The organism is Streptomyces sp. NPDC046197 (assembly GCF_040646295.1).
Classification (GTDB): domain Bacteria; phylum Actinomycetota; class Actinomycetes; order Streptomycetales; family Streptomycetaceae; genus Streptomyces.
In genome coordinates this window covers 77,529-92,415 of sequence record NZ_JBEYZY010000012.1, presented here as the reverse complement: position 1 = coordinate 92,415, position 14,887 = coordinate 77,529, and the positions used below count along the sequence as shown (strand labels likewise).

General features: G+C 72.6%; 11 protein-coding genes, 1 pseudogene and 1 riboswitch. Of the genes and pseudogenes, 5 read left to right on the top strand and 7 right to left on the bottom strand.

Features of this window, described 5'->3' with window-relative positions; translation table 11 throughout:
- Nucleotides 1-192 precede the first annotated feature (192 nt).
- Together AB0A61_RS18780 and AB0A61_RS18775 are read left to right on the top strand one after the other, a co-directional pair.
- A complete protein-coding gene (locus tag AB0A61_RS18780) occupies nt 193-2,145 on the top strand; it encodes a PAS domain S-box protein (protein ID WP_361292983.1) in 1,953 nt (650 codons plus the stop codon).
- Between the two features lie 153 nt (nt 2,146-2,298).
- The gene (locus AB0A61_RS18775; protein ID WP_361292981.1) at nt 2,299-2,751 is read left to right on the top strand and encodes a universal stress protein; all 453 of its coding nucleotides are present in this window, start codon (nt 2,299-2,301) and stop codon (nt 2,749-2,751) included.
- Between the two features lie 53 nt (nt 2,752-2,804).
- Here AB0A61_RS18775 and AB0A61_RS18770 read toward each other — a convergent pair whose 3' ends face one another.
- On the bottom strand, nt 2,805-3,713 hold the full coding sequence (locus AB0A61_RS18770) for a pyridoxamine 5'-phosphate oxidase family protein (protein ID WP_361292979.1): 909 nt from the start codon (nt 3,711-3,713) through the stop codon (nt 2,805-2,807).
- 323 nt (nt 3,714-4,036) lie between these two features.
- On the opposite strand from AB0A61_RS18770, the gene AB0A61_RS18765 reads away from it, so the two are divergent.
- Together AB0A61_RS18765 and AB0A61_RS18760 are read left to right on the top strand one after the other, a co-directional pair.
- Entirely contained in the window at nt 4,037-4,612 is a 576-nt protein-coding gene (locus tag AB0A61_RS18765; protein ID WP_361292977.1) for a hypothetical protein, read from the top strand.
- 396 nt (nt 4,613-5,008) lie between these two features.
- On the top strand, nt 5,009-5,893 hold the full coding sequence (locus AB0A61_RS18760) for a universal stress protein (protein ID WP_361292975.1): 885 nt from the start codon (nt 5,009-5,011) through the stop codon (nt 5,891-5,893).
- 50 nt (nt 5,894-5,943) lie between these two features.
- Here AB0A61_RS18760 and AB0A61_RS18755 read toward each other — a convergent pair whose 3' ends face one another.
- The 5 genes and pseudogenes from AB0A61_RS18755 to AB0A61_RS18735 all read right to left on the bottom strand — a co-directional run.
- Nucleotides 5,944-7,683 carry a GAF domain-containing sensor histidine kinase gene (locus tag AB0A61_RS18755; protein WP_361292973.1) on the bottom strand — a complete coding sequence of 580 codons (1,740 nt, stop codon included), beginning with the start codon at nt 7,681-7,683 and terminating at the stop codon, nt 5,944-5,946.
- A 171-nt stretch (nt 7,684-7,854) separates the two neighbouring features.
- A complete protein-coding gene (locus tag AB0A61_RS18750; protein WP_361292971.1) occupies nt 7,855-8,547 on the bottom strand; it encodes a response regulator transcription factor in 693 nt (230 codons plus the stop codon).
- A 161-nt stretch (nt 8,548-8,708) separates the two neighbouring features.
- Complete coding sequence (locus tag AB0A61_RS18745) at nt 8,709-9,104, bottom strand: pyridoxamine 5'-phosphate oxidase family protein (RefSeq protein ID WP_361293270.1); 396 nt, start codon at nt 9,102-9,104, stop codon at nt 8,709-8,711.
- Nucleotides 9,105-9,336: 232 nt separating this feature from the next.
- Nucleotides 9,337-11,721, bottom strand: a complete 2,385-nt coding sequence (locus tag AB0A61_RS18740) for a phosphoketolase family protein (RefSeq protein ID WP_361292969.1) — start codon at nt 11,719-11,721, stop codon at nt 9,337-9,339.
- Nucleotides 11,722-11,879: 158 nt separating this feature from the next.
- Nucleotides 11,880-12,070 (bottom strand): annotated as a pseudogene (locus tag AB0A61_RS18735) (pyridoxamine 5'-phosphate oxidase family protein); the annotation flags it as partial.
- A gap of 152 nt (nt 12,071-12,222) precedes the next feature.
- Nucleotides 12,223-12,395: riboswitch (cyclic di-AMP (ydaO/yuaA leader) on the top strand.
- 8 nt (nt 12,396-12,403) lie between these two features.
- On the opposite strand from AB0A61_RS18735, the gene AB0A61_RS18730 reads away from it, so the two are divergent.
- Nucleotides 12,404-13,864: an NlpC/P60 family protein gene (locus AB0A61_RS18730; protein ID WP_361292967.1), complete on the top strand. Its 1,461-nt coding sequence runs from the start codon at nt 12,404-12,406 to the stop codon at nt 13,862-13,864.
- 158 nt (nt 13,865-14,022) lie between these two features.
- On the opposite strand, the gene AB0A61_RS18725 is transcribed toward AB0A61_RS18730, so the two are convergent.
- Nucleotides 14,023-14,730, bottom strand: a complete 708-nt coding sequence (locus AB0A61_RS18725) for an AAA family ATPase (RefSeq protein WP_361292965.1) — start codon at nt 14,728-14,730, stop codon at nt 14,023-14,025.
- Nucleotides 14,731-14,887 lie beyond the last annotated feature (157 nt).

Here is a 14,887-nt window from a genome sequence, read left to right as displayed (position 1 = left end):
GGCCCGACGAACCCCACCGCGCGGAGCGATGGCCCCGAGCGGGACCAGAGATGTCCGTGGCCGGTCGAGGCCCGTACCGAATGCGTAAGGCTTCGGCCACGGCACGGACAGTAGGCAACATGTCGGTACGGGAACCCTCCGCGTGCGCTGAGATGGCCGGAATCATCTCGACAGGCGGGCGGGACGGCGGGCATGGGCGCTTTTGTAGAGGAACCGACACGGTCCGCGAACCCCGCGGCCGTCGAAGCATGCCGGTGCGGGACACCTTTCCGCGAAAGCGGGCCGTCCGCCGCAGAGGAACGCTTCCGCGGACTGCTGGAGGCGGCACCGGACGCCATGGTCATCGTCGACGACACCGGCACCATCAGGCTGGTCAACGCGCAGACCGAGGCCCTGTTCGGCTACCGGCGCGAGGAACTGCTCGGCCGCCCGGTCGAGTTGCTCGTGCCGAACCGGTTCCGCGCCCACCACACCCGGCACCGCGACGGGTACGCCACCAACCGGCAGGTCCGCCCCATGGGCGCCGGGCTCGAACTGCACGGGCTGCGCAAGAACGGCACCGAGTTCCCCGTCGAGATCAGTCTCAGCCCCATGGAGACGGCGGACGGCCTGCTCGTGTCCGCGGCCGTCCGGGACGTCAGCGACCGCAAGGCCGCAGAGGAGCGCATCAACGAACTGGCCGCGCTCGTCGAGTCGTCCCAGGACGCCATTCTCGCCAAGACACTCGACGGATACATCACCTACTGGAACGCCGCCGCCGCGCGTCTGTACGGCTACGCGGCCGAGGAGGCCATCGGCAGGCACGTGTCCCTGCTCGCCCCGGTCGAACTACAGGACGACATCAGCGCACTGCTGAAGCGGCTTCGGCACGGTGAGAAGGTCGAACACTTCGAGACGCTGCGGGTCACCAAGGACGGGGCGTTCCTGGACGTCGACGTCACCCTGTGGCCGACCCGGGACGCCCGCGGCCGGGTGGTCGGGGCGTGCGCGATCGTGCGGGACATCAGCGACCGCAAGCGCGCGGAGGCCGAGCTCACCGCCCTGCTGGAACAGCAGCGCCACATCGCGCTCACCCTGCAGCGCAGCCTCATGGGAACGCCGCCGGCTCTGCCCGGCCTGTCCACCGCCAGCCGTTACCGGCCCGCCACCCAGGGCGCCGGCGTCGGCGGCGACTGGTTCGACCTCATCCCGCTGGGCGCCGGCCGGGTCGGCGTCCTCATCGGTGACGTGATGGGCCGCGGGCTGGAGGCCGCCGCCGTGATGGGCCAGTTGCGCTCGGCCGCCCACGCACTCGCCAAGACGGGCATGCAGCCACGCCAGTTGATGCAGGCCCTGGACACGGTGGTCGCCGACCTGGACGTCCCCGACCAGCTGGTCACCTGCTGCTACCTGATCATCGCGCCGGACGCCGGCACGGTGACCGTCTGCTCCGCCGGACATCTGCCGACCCTCGTCGTCGGCCCGTGCGACGGCGTTTGCACGCTCCCCACACCGGTCAACGCCCCCCTCGGGGTGGGCGACGTCCTCTACGAGCAGTCGTGCACGGGCATCCCGCCCGGCGCCACACTCGTTCTGTACACCGACGGTCTGATCGAGACGCCCGGCAGTGACATCGAAGGGCGGCTCGCCGAACTCACCACCGTTCTCGACTCGTTCTTCACCGGGTCCACCGACCTGGAGGAGGCGGCCGACCATGTGCTCGGCACGCTGCTGCCCGACACCGAGAGCCACAACGACGACGTGACCCTCCTGCTGGCCCAGCTCCCGGCCGCGCCCCTGGCCGCCCTCACCACCGACCTGCCCGCCACCGCCTCCTCGGTGCGGGAGGGACGTGCCTTCCTCGGCCGGGCCCTGGCCTCCTGGCAGTGCGGCGCGCTGGCGGACGACGCCCTCCTGCTGCTCTCCGAGACCCTCACCAACGCCGTCCAGCACGCCGAGGGGCCCATCGGCCTGCGCGTGTGCCGTACCGCCACCGACGTCACCGTGGAGGTCAGCGACTACAATCCGCACCTCCCCCAGCCGCGCCTGGCGGCCGAGGACGAGGAGTCCGGCCGCGGCCTGTTCCTGGTCCGCACCCTCGCCGCCGGCTGGGGCGTACGGCCAACGGACGAAGGCAAGACGACGTGGTTCACCCTCACGCTGTGAGGGCCGAGCGGTCGCGGGGCCGCGCCCGCGGACTCACCCGGTCCCGGCCGGGTCCGGCCGCTGATCGGCCACCGGCGGCATGCTCCGGCTGGCACGCTGGCGCGGGGCCGGGCAGCGTGGACGTAGTGACAGCGACTGCTGAGTGAGGTGGCCATGCAACCCTCTGAAGCGCAACCGCGGGTGGTCGTGGGTGTGGACGGTTCGCCGTCGTCGTATGCGGCGCTGCGCTGGGCGGCACGGTACGCACGGCTCGTGGGCGGTGTCGTGGAGGCGATCCACGCCTGGGACACGCCGTCGGCCATCGGCTGGAGCGGACCGGCGATCGACCCCGATTTCGATCTGGAGCAGGCACGGGAGCGCTTCGCGGACGAGCTGCGCAACGTCTTCCCGGGCGAGCATCCGGCGGGGCTGCAGGAGCGCCTCGTCGAGGGTGACCCGTCGGAGGTGCTGATCCGGGCCTCGCAGGGTGCCGAACTGGTCGTCGTGGGCAGCCGCGGCCGCGGCGGCTTCGCCCGGGCGATGCTGGGTTCGGTCAGCCAGCGCCTGGCCCAGCACTCGGCCTGCCCCGTCGTCGTGGTGCGCCACGATCACGAGCAGCACCACTGATCCGACTGCGGTCGGGAGCGGCGGTCAGGGGCTGGTCCCACTCACCGCCTGGGTCAGTGATCGGCCGACGTGATACGGCGCCCGGTCAGCCGGGCCGGGTGGACCCTCACCCACAGCGTGCGCGATCCCCCCACCCAGGGATCGGAGTGGGCTCGCTCGTCGAGCCGCCGTACCGTCGCCGGATCCGTCACGGCCTCGGCCCGCCCGACGGCGAGCACGCTCCAGCCCTGGCTCGTGGCGTCGTCGATGTGGTCGACCTCGAAGGCGACTTCGGCACCGGCGGCCGCGGCGGGCGCCGCCTCGGGTGAGGTACGGAAGAGGAAGGTGTCGTCGACCATCTCGTAGTTGACGGGGAAGACGGCGGGGCCCTCGGCAGTGGTCAGTGCGACGTGGCCCACCCCGTGGGTGGACAGCAGCGCCCGGCACTCCTCCTGGCCGAGGTCCTGCAGGCGGGGGTGGAGCAGCGCCTGTCCCTGTCCGTAGGGCAGATCCTGGTGTCCGCCCTGGAGCTCGACCAGCGTGGTGCCCAGCGCGTCGGCCAGGCGCAGAAGGGTCGCCACGCCCGGATCGGAGGGCCGTTCCTCGAGGTAGGCCAGGTACTGGGGGGACATGCGCGCGCGGCGAGCCGCCTCCTCGAGGCTGATCCCCTGCCGCTGACGGGCGCGGGCCAGGCGTCGCCCGACGTCTCCCGGCCGGGCCGCGGAGCTCCCGGCCCTCGCCCGGCCGGCTGCGGCGGGCCCCGAGCGGATGGGCGCGCCTGCCGCGGCCTCGTCCGGGTGCAGGTGCCGAACGTGCGCGTCCGGCCCGGGGAACACGAGCGTGATCTCGCCGGTGTCCGACCAGCGCACGTCGTACGGAGGCGTTCCGTCCTCGTGGTGAAGGCCGACGATCTCGCCGTTGCGGCGGGTGATGCCGGTGACGGGGCTTTCGACGACCAGGAAGTCGCCTGGCTGTGCGTGCATGGCCGTGCCTTCCCTCAGTGGGTCCGCTCCCCCAGCATCGCTCGTGGCCGCCCCCTGCCCCCAAGGGCCCAAGGTCCCGCCCGGTGGGGACGAACGGCGCGCTGTTCTGCGCGATGGTCCCAAGCCGTCGGGGGTCCGCGGCTGCCACGCTGGGTGTGGCGGACCGAGCGCCTGTGCCGTGGTGTCGACGGTGTGGTCTGCATCGGCACGGACATCATCCACCGCTCCGATGACACGGTCGGGAGTTCCGGCCGCCGGTGAAGGGGCCGCCGCGCAGCCGGTTGCGGAACGAGGTTGCGAGGGGGCAGCCGGAGGTGAGCACCATGCGGGCGAGGACACGCACCCGGCGGTCGCTGTGGCGCTGGCGGCGCAATCCGCTCCGCCGCCGCGAAGACCTGGTCGAGGGCTGGGTTCTCCTGGCCGCCTGGGCCGTCGTGCTGGTGGGCGGCCCCCTCGCCGGGGTGGTGAGCGCACAGGCCGCCACGGAGAGCCTCGACCAGCAACGCGCGGAGCGGCATCCGGTCACCGCCGCCCTGGTCGGCGACGCGGGACGCGGTGGCAGCACGACGGCGGACGACCGGGTCCTCGCAACGGTCCGCTGGAAGTCGCCGGACGGCACCGCTCACACCGACCGGACCCTGGTCGACGCCAAGCTGAAGCCGGGTGACCGGGTCGTCGTCTGGGCCGATGGGCACCACCGGATCACGAACCGGCCGCCGACGCCGAACCAGGCAGAGGCACAGGCGGCGGCCACGGGCGTGATGGCCTCCCTCGCCGTGGCCGGGGCCGCGGCCGGCGGCTTCTGCGCCGTCCGGGCCGGCCTCGACTGGCGTCGTGGGCGCGCCTGGGACGCCGAGTGGCAGAAGGTCGGGCCGCAGTGGGGGCGTACGGCGACCTGACGCCACATGCGCGGAGCTGCCCCGCCGGACCGCGCGGAGGCCGAGCGGAGGCCGAACGGCTCCGGGATCCCTCGCCGGTGCTCCAGGCACGTCCGGTGCGCCCCGCCGGGCAGGGACCGCGTCGGGGCCGGCCGTGTGAAAGGGCCGAAGGACCCAAGCACGGACTCCGGGCCGCAGACCACCATGGAGACACGGACCCGCAGGTCCCCGACCCGGATCCCCGGGCGCCGAGGGGGTCCGGGCACGGGAGGCACGGAAGGCGGGGGTCAGTCGCCGGGACGCGGGCCGCAAGGGCTCCGGAAGCCTTCTGACGGCGCCGGCACCGCACCCGATCCGCAGTTCCGCGGACGTGGCGGCCGGCATCGGCGGCCACGAACTCGACTCCGGGAGGCGTTGATGGCGCACACCGATGACCGCGGGCCGATCGTGGTCGGTGTCGATCCGGATCCGGACCGGCGCACGGCGCTCGCCTGGGCCGCCGACGAGGCGGACCGGCGTCACCTGCCCCTGCTGCTGGTCCACGCGCAGGGCGTGCCGACACCCGGGTACCGGCCGCAGGGCGGCCATCCCTCCTGGGAGGACTGGAACGACGACCTGCACACGGCCGGCGATCACACGCTGAAGGAAGCGGTCTCCTTCGTCGAGTCCCGGCACCCGCAGGTGGAGGCGTCCGGACTGCTGGCCGAGGGGGACCCGGTCTGGGTGCTGCGTGAGCAGGCCCGGCAGGCCTCGATGGTCGTGGTGGGGTCCTGGCACCTGAGCGCCGCGCGCGAGCTGTTCACCTCCGCGGCGGTCGCCGTGCCGCTCGTTGCCCATGTCTCCTGCCCGGTGGTGGTGTTGCCCGCGCCGGAGCAGGTCACCCGGCGACCGCCGTACTTCGTGGTCGGCGTCGACGGCAGCCCCCTGTCGGCCGCCGCCGTCGACTTCGCCTTCGAGGAGGCCGCACTGCGTGGCGCGATGGTACGGGCGCTGTACGCCTGGCATCCTCCGGTGCTCGACATCTTCGACGAACGTAGGGCTGTCGAGGAGTGCCGCCGGCTGCTGTCGGAGACGGTGGCCGGGCGCAGCGCCGCCCACCCGGAGGTCGAGCTGCACCGCGAGGTCGTACGAGGGCACCCGGTGCAGGTTCTCACCGAGGCCGCCGAGGACTCCCTCGGACTGGTCGTGGGCACGCACGGGCGCGGCGGCTTCGGCGGCATGCTGCTGGGCTCCGTCAGCCAGGGGGTGCTGCACCACGCGCGATGTCCGGTCATCACGGTTCCACGCGGACGCGATCAGTAGTCACCGGGCGGTACGCCACCAGGAGGCGGCCGGATGCCCGGCGTCCGCGGTCACTGCCCGGGCGAGGCCTGCGGCGCGTTCACCGGCGCGTGCCACACCAGCCGGGTCCCCCCGCCCTCCGGGGTGGCGAGCTTCATGTCCCCGCCCAGCTTCCGGGCCCGCTCCGCCATGTTGAGGAGGCCGCTGCGGCGCCCCTCGGGCGGAATGCCGACGCCGTTGTCGGTGACCGTGAGACGGACCTCCCTGCCATCGGTCTCCAGGGCCACCTCGGCGTGGTCCGCGTTCGCGTGCCGGGCGATGTTGGTCAGGGACTCGGACAGGACGGCGACGATGTGGTCGGCGGTCTCCTTGGACACATGGGTGTCGAGCAGCCCCTCCATCCGCACACTGGGCGCGAAGCCCAGCACCGGCGTGGCCTCGCCGACGACCCGCACGGCGCGGGTCCTCAGCCCCGGGGACGCGTCGCCGCGTGTGCGCAGACCGAAGATCGTCGACCTGATGATCTTGATGGTCTCGTCCAGGTCGTCCACGGCCCGCAGAACACGCTCCTTCGCCTGCGTGTGCTCGATGAAGCGCCCCGCGCTCTGCAGCGTCATGCCGGTGGCGAACAGCCGCTGAATGGCAAGGTCGTGCAGGTCCCGGGCGATCCGGTCGCGGTCCTCCAGCAGGGCGATCTGTTCCGCGTCCTGGCGGCGCTCCGCCAGTTCCATGGCGACGGCGGCCTGGGCGGCGAAGCCCCTCAGCGGCTCCGTCTCCTTGCCGGAGAACTCGCCGGCGCCCGCCTCCCGGACCAGCAGCACGACGCCCCGGACACGGTCTCCCGTGCCGATGGGGACGGCCACGGCCGGGCCGAGGCCGACGAACCGCGGGGGCCCGGCCCAGATCCGCTGGTCATGTGTGACATCCGGGCTGATCACAGGTGTGCCGGCGGCGAAGGCCTTCCCGGTGAGCGTGCCCTCCACGGGCAGCACCAGGCCGCGGTGCGCGTCGGCCTCCCGGCCGATGGCCAGCTCGACGGTGAGCGTGTCGGTGCCCTCCATCGGTATCGCGACCGCGGCGAGCGCCGCCCCGGCGATCTCCCGGGCGCGCTCGGCGATCAGCCCGAGGACCTCGCTCTGCTCGCCGCCGGACATCAGGGTGTGGGTGATCTCCGCGTTGGCCTCCAGCCGGCGCTCGCGCAGCCGGGACTCCTCGTACAGCCGGGCGTTGTCGATCGCCACACCGGCGGCCACCGCCAGGGTCGACAGGACGGACTCGTCCTCCTCGTCGAACTCCAGCCCACCGCGTTTCTCGGTCAGATAGAGGTTGCCGAAGACCTGGTCCCGCACCCGGATGGGGACGCCGAGGAACGTGTTCATCGGCGGGTGGTGGGCCGGGAACCCGTACGAGGAAGGGTGCTCGGACAGCTTCGCCAGCCGCAACGGCTCGGGGTGGCGGATCAGCTCGCCCAGAATGCCGTGGCCCTCCGGGAAGGAGCCGATGCGGGCGATCTGATCCTCGCCCACGCCGACCGTGTGGAAGGCCGAGAGACGCTTGCCGTCCGGACCGATCACGCCGAGGGCCGCGTACTCGGCGTCGACCAGTGTCGCCGCGGCCTCCACGATGCTGAACAGCACCTGTTCCAGGTGCAGCTCCCGCCCCACGGAGAGCACAGCCTCCAGGAGGCTGTGCACCCGGTCCCGGGTGCCGCGGGCCGCATCGAGGCGGGCCTGCAGCTCCTCCAGCAGCTCGTCCAGCCTGAGATGGGGCAACCGGAGGCGGGCCTCCTGAGCCTCCCCGGCGCTTGCCACCGCTGATCCTCCATGCCCCTACGAAGTGCCGAAAGCCGTACTCACATGCCAGGTTAGCGGGTGGGCACGGGAGCGACGCGCAAACAGCGCAGCCGCAGGCAGCAGGACGGCCACTGGGCGCTGCGGCCGGCTCCCTCGGCCCCGGCAGCCGCTCCGGGCGCCTGCGCAGGGTCAGTGCCCTTCGGTCCGCAGACGGTCCTTGGCCTGGGTGGCGATCACGGCGGCCTGGATGCGGCGCTCCACTCCCAGCTTGGCGAGCAGGCGGGAGATGTGGTTCTTCACCGTCTTCTCGGCGAGGTACAGCCGCTGGCCGATCTGGCGGTTGGTCAGGCCCTCGCCGATCAGGGCCAGGATCTCCCGCTCCCGGTCGGTCAGGCCGGGCAGGGCGTTCGGCTCCTCCTCCTGTCTCTGCCCGCCCCTGAGCCGGGCCATGAGCTTGGTGGTGGCGCTCGGGTCCAGCAGTGACTGGCCGCGAGCCACGGTGCGCACGGCCGAGACCAGGTCCGAGCCTCGGATCTGCTTCAGGACATAGCCGGAGGCACCCGCCATGATCGAGTCGAGCAGTGCCTCCTCGTCGTCGAACGAGGTCAGCATCAGGCAGGCCAGTCCCGGCAGAGCGGAGCGCAGTTCGCGGCAGACGGTCACGCCGTCGCCGTCCGGCAGGCGGACGTCGAGGACCGCCACGTCCGGGCGCAGGGCGGGGACGCGGACCAGGGCCTGCTCCGCGGTGGCAGCCTCGCCGACCACCGTGATGTCCGGTTCGTCGTCCAGCAGGTCGTGCACCCCACGCCGAACCACCTCGTGGTCGTCGAGGAGGAAGACCCGGATCGGGGTGTCGTCACCGGCCTGCTCGCGGTCCACCATCGATTGCTCCTTGTGCGGTCTCGTGTTGTCACTGGGATCCTTCCCTGCCCCGGGACCAGGAGGCCAGGGCCGTTCGGCCCAGTTTCCGCGCGGGCACACCGACCACGTCCCGGACGATCCCGTCCGGGGTGCCGGACCGGTCCGGGCCGCCGGGCGGCCGGTCAGACCGGCGCCGCCTCCAGGCGGTAGCCGGTGACCAGCTCCGGCACGATCCGCACCACGTGCGCCATCTCGGCGTCGACCCAGGGGACCAGCAGCGCCCGGCAGCGCGCCAGGTCCTCGGGGTCGGTCACCGCGGTGGCGACGCCGGTCACCACGACGCTCCATCCGGTGTGCGTGTCCGGGTCGATCTCGTCGGCCTCGTACGCCACCACCTCCGAGCTCCGGGAGCGGGTGAGCAGGGCGGAACCCGTGTGGGTGCGGAGCACGACGGCGCCGTCGAGCACGAGATGGTTGACGGGCCGGATCGCCGGCAGGGCCTGCTGCGTGAAGCCGACCCGGCCCAGGGGCACGCTCGCCAGCAGCTTCAGCGCCTCTTCGCGGCCCAGCTCGATCATGCGGGTGCCGGTTCCCACGTCGGCCGTCCTCTCTTCCGGCACACCCGGTCCGTCTGCCCGGTGTGCGGCGGACGGTCCGTGCCGGAAAGGGGTACGGCCGACCGCGCGTCGCGTGCTCTTCCGAAACGATCGTCTCTCGGTTCCCCGGGCCGGTCCCGAGGCCGTACGCCCCCGGCACAGGGCCGGACGGCCCTAATGGCACCACGTCCCGAGCTCCGTCGTGCCCCGGGAGTCAGCCGTCCCAGACCCAGTCGGCGACCTCGGGCAGGTCGGTGCCGTGCTCCCGGATCCAGTCGTGGTGGCGCTGCCGGGCGTCCTCCATGCGCTGACGCACGGCCGCGGCCCGCACGGACAGGCCCGGGACGCGGTCGACGACGTCCATGACCAGGCGGTAGCGGTCCAGGTCGTTGCGGACCACCATGTCGAACGGCGTGGTCGTGGTGCCGATCTCCTTGTAGCCGCGCACGTGCAGGTTCTTGTGTCCGGTGCGCCGGTAGGCCAGGCGGTGGATCAGCCACGGGTAGCCGTGGTAGGCGAAGATCACCGGCTTGTCCGTGGTGAACAGCCCGTCGTACTCGAAGTCGCTCATGCCGTGCGGGTGTTCCTCGCTCGGCATGAGACGTGCGATGTCGACGACGTTCACCACCCGCACGGCGAGCTCGGGCAGGTGCCGGCGCAGCAACTGGGCTGCCGCCAGCACCTCCTGGGTCGGCACGTCGCCCGCGCAGGCCAGCACCACGTCCGGTTCGCGGGAGCCGTCCTCGGTACCGGCCCACCCCCAGATACCCGCGCCGCGGGCGCAGTGGACCTTGGCCTCCTCCATCGACAGCCAGTCGAAGCAGGGCTGCTTGCCCGCGACCACCACGTTGACGTAGTCGCGGCTGCGCAGCACATGGTCGGCCACCGACAGCAGGGTGTTCGCATCCGGCGGTAGATAGACCCGCACCGCCTCCGGGCTCTTGTTCATCACGTGGTCGACGAAGCCGGGGTCCTGATGGGAGAAGCCGTTGTGGTCCTGGCGCCACACGTGCGAGGTCAGCAGGTAGTTGAGCGAGGCGATGGGGGCACGCCAGGGCAGGCGGCGGGTGGTGCGCAGCCACTTGATGTGCTGGTTGACCATCGAGTCGACGATGTGGGCGAAGGCCTCGTAGCAGGAGAACAGCCCGTGCCGGCCGGTCAGGAGATAGCCCTCCAGCCAGCCCTGGCAGGTGTGTTCGGAGAGGATCTCCATCACCCGGCCGTGCCGGTCGAGGTGTTCGTCCACCGGGAGGGTGCCCGCCTGCCACGCCTTGCCGCTGACCGCGTAGACGGCCTGGAGGCGGTTGGACGCGGTCTCGTCGGGGCCGAGGAGACGGAAGTCGCGGCGGTCGGCGGTGGCCCGCATGACGTCCTGGAGCATGTCGCCGAGGACGCGGGTCGGTTCGTGCAGGGTCGCGCCGGGCTTGTCGACGTCCACCGCGTAGCGCTCCAGGGGCGGCAGGGGCAGTTCGCGCAGCAGGAGTCCGCCGTTGGCGTGTGGGTTGGCGCCCAGTCGGCGCACGCCCGGGGGGATGCAGGCCAGTACGGCGGGGCGCGGGGCGCCGTTGTCGTCGAACAGCTCCTCGGGCCGGTAGGAGCGCATCCACTGTTCCAACTGCCGCAGGTGCTCCGGGTTGTCCCGGACGGCGGCCAGCGGGACCTGGTGGGCGCGCCAGGTGCCCTCCACCGGCAGACCGTCGACCTCGGCCGGCCCGGTCCAGCCCTTCGGGGTGCGCAGCACGATCACCGGCCAGCGGGGCCGGTCGCCGCCGCTCCCCCCGCGCGCGGCGCGCTGGAACGCGGCGATCCGGTCCAGTGCGGTGTCCATGGCGTGCGCCATCGCGCGGTGGACGGCCGCCGGGTCGTCGCCCGTGACGTGGATCGGCTCGTGGCCGTAACCCCTCAGGAGGTCGTCGAGTTCGGCCTCCGGCAGGCGGGCCGGCACGGTCGGGTTGGCGATCTTGTAGCCGTTGAGGTGCAGGATCGGCAGGACCGCGCCGTCGTGGACCGGGTCGAGGAACTTGTTCGAGTGCCAGGAGGCGGCGAGCGGGCCGGTCTCCGCCTCGCCGTCACCGATCACACAGGCGACGAGCAGGTCCGGGTTGTCGAGGGCGGCGCCGTAGGCGTGCGAGAGCGAGTAGCCGAGCTCGCCGCCCTCGTGGATCGAACCCGGGGTCTCGGGAGCCACGTGGCTGGGCACCCCGCCGGGAAAGGAGAACTGCCTGAAGAGCCGGCCCATGCCGGCCGCGTCCCGCGTGATGTCCGGGTAGGTCTCGGTGTACGACCCCTCCAGCCAGGAGTTCGCCAGGACGGCCGGCCCCCCGTGCCCGGGGCCCCAGACGCACAGGGCGTCCAGGTCGCGGGCTTTGACGACACGGTTCAGGTGGGTGTGGACCAGGTTCAGGCCGGGTGATGTGCCCCAGTGGCCCAGCAGGCGCGGTTTGACGTGCTCAGGGCGCAGCGGTTCGGTCAGCAGGGGGTTGGCCATGAGATAGATCTGACCCACGGAGAGATAGTTCGCGGCGCGCCAGTGGGCGTCCAGGGTGGCGAGTTCCTCGTCCGTGAGTCCGGTGGGCGCCTGCTGCGTGTCGACGGACATCGGGCATCCTTCCGGTTCGGTGCAGCGGTCGGCTGGGGTTGCGTGCCGTGCACGACACCCACCCTCCGTCGCCCCGGCGGGTACCCGACAGGGCCGTTCGGGACACACCCCCGGGCCGAGCCGCCCGTGCGCGGCCGCGGCTCACAGCACCGGGTCCACCCGTACAGCGTGCGCCCGCCGACGAGCTCACGCCCGGTGGCCGGCTCCGGATGGATGCGCACGAAGACCTCTTCGGGTGACGGCACCCAGGGGGCGGGCCGACCCGCGCCGACCGCTCGTGCTCGCCCGGGTGGGACACCACCACGGCCCGGCCGGTGACGACGACGCTCCACCCCGCGCACGTGCCGGCAGACGCAGGCACATCGCCCTCGTGAAGGGCCCGGTACAAGAAGGTCACGAATACGTATCGGACATTTCGCGCTTCAATCTTCACACCAGGCACACACGTTCGCTAAGTTGACGTCCAGGCCGCACGATCGACTCCGGCGAACCCGCCGGATCGTGCGACCTCCGCCGAGTCCGGTGCGCCCCTACGGGCAGCCGGAGCCGGGGACCCACCGACATTGGGGTGAATCGGCCAACGGCCCACCAGGGCAACGGTCGTAGGGCACACCTTCCGGATCCGTCCGCCCGAACCCGACAGCTAACCCGGTAGGCGGTGTACGGAAGGAGTACGTCTTCCTTGGCGCCGGAACGACCTTCGCGCCCGGGAGGCACCAGCCTCCCCGGCACCCGCACCCCCGCCGTTGCGACCGCCGCGGACGACAGAGGACCCAGCCGCGCTGAGGTTCAGCAGCGAATCAGCAGCCTCTACGACCAGGCCGAGACCTCCACCGGGAACTACAACGCGACCCGGGCGATGAGCAGGGCGGGGCGCCCGCGCGCCAACTCCTCGCCCGGCAGGGCTTCCCGGGACGCCGACCCGCTTCTGGACAGTATCGCCAAACAGTGGTTCGACGGGGCACGCGCGCAGTTCGGGCCCAGCGTCCCGGCGGCCCTGCCCGCGGATCGCATGCCGAAACCGGCCAACTCCCGTCCTGCGGCGTCGGCAAGAGGCGCGATCGACGGTCCGGCCGGCCTCGGACGGGAAGCGAACCTCCCCGCACTGCTGGAGCTGACCGCCGGCCCCGATGCCGCGGTGACGACCGGAGCCCGGCCGGAGCTCACCGGGGGGCCCGGCGCCGCGCTCACGGCCGGTCCCGTGGCGGAGTTGCCCGCCCGCGCGCTGCCGGAACTGCCCGCCGTAACCCCGATGGAACCGACCGTCATCGCAACTCCGGCGGAAACGACCGCCGGAGCACCGGCGGAACTGCCCGCCCGCACCATGTCGGTGCCGCTGCCCACCCCTCCGGAGACGCAGCTGGAAACCGTCAGGGCCCTGCCGGCCACGGTCGCCCGGCCCCGGCAGCCGGCGTGGTGGTCCTCCAAGGAGCGGCTCCAGCGGAAGGTGGCCCAGGCACGCGAGTTGCTGGCCCGGCACGCCGCCCAGCACAGCGCGCCGCCCGTCCAGGCGGCGCCCGTCCCGGCTGCGGCCGCTCCGGCGACCGCACCCTGGCCCACCTCCGAGGAGTCCTGGCCGAGCCCTTACCCGGGACCGGAACAAGTGCTCCAGCAGTCGGCGGAGTTCGTCCCGGCACTGCCGGTCGACGTGGGCGGCACGGCCCTGGGTGCCGACATCGCCCCCGCCCCGGAACAGGCCGTCACCACACCGTCGTTCGCCGCCCCGGCTGCCCCGCCCGTCGCGGAGGCGGTCCCCGTCGGCGAACCGATGGGCTCGGCCTACGAGAGGAAGGCGGCGAAGGCGCTCGACTTCGCGCGGGCGCAGATCGGCAGGCCGTGCGTGTGGGGCGCCACAGGACCGGACTCCTACGACTGCTCCAGCCTCACCCAGGCCGCCTGGCGAACGGCCGGCGTCGCCCTCCCGCGCACCGCGTACGAGCAGTCCGCCTCGGGCACCGCGATCTCCCTCGCCGAGCTGCGGGCCGGGGACCTGATCTTCTTCTACGGTGACGCGGGGCACGTCGGCCTCTATTCCGGCAACGGCATGATGGTCCACGCCCCGAGTCCGGGGGCGTCCATACGTGAGGAGTCGATCTTCTTCGCCGGCCCCCAGGCCATTCAGGGCGCCGTACGGCCCGCGTGACGGCTGCGCCCCACCCGGCCCTCGTGCGGGCCCCGCTGGTGCGGGCCGCTCCGCGGGGCCGGCCCGCGGGGAGACAGGGCTCGGGCAGGCCCGGAAAGCGGGGCCCGGACGAGGGCCGGGGAGCGGGGTCCTCGGATCGGAGCCTGGCACCCAGGCAGTCAGTCGAGGATGTGCCGCAGGTACGCCTGCGGGTCGGCCAGATAGCGGCGCCAGTGGTCGACGAGGTCGAGTTCGGGCCATGTCACCCGACGCATGCCGTGTTCGCCCACCTCGACGATGTCCGCGCCCGGCAGCGCGGTCAGCACGGGCGAGTGGGTGGCGCAGATGACCTGGCCGCCCTTCTTCACCAACTGGTCCAGGTGTCCGAGCAGTTCGAGGCAGGAGGCGAAGGACAGCGCGGCCTCCGGCTCGTCCATCACATACAGCCCCGGGTGCAGGAACTTGCTGCGGAACGCGGCCAGAAAGCCCTCGCCGTGGCTGACGACCTGGGGCGCGAGCCGCTCCCGGTCCAGTGCGTGCAACGCCGTCTCGGCCCGCAGGAAGAACCCCTTGCGGGCCGACCAGCTGCCCACCATGCGGCGGCCACGCGGCGCCGCATCGAACCGGATCCGTTCGCCGAGCTCCGACTTGGGCCGGTGACTGGCGTAACGCCAGTCGTGCGAGCCGCCCCAGGAGTCGAGTCCGAACCCCTCCGCCAGGGCTTCGACCAGAGTCGACTTGCCCGAGCCGTTCTCACCGACCAGAAAGGTGACCGGCGCCGTGAACTTCAGCCCGTCCGCGAGAAGCGTGCGGACGCAGGGCACGGACCACGGCCACTCCTCCTCGTCGAAGTCGGCACTGTGGGCGTACGCACGTTCGATGATCACAGGGCGAGTCTTCCACAGGGCGCCGCCGCCCCGCCCGTCCGTCACCGGCGCTACGCGTTCTTGCGGCCCATTCCGGCACGCCGCCAGTCCTGCGACGACTCCCCGCAACTGGCCGACGACCCCGTTGCGGGCCGGAAAGGGGCCCGCGAGGCTGGAT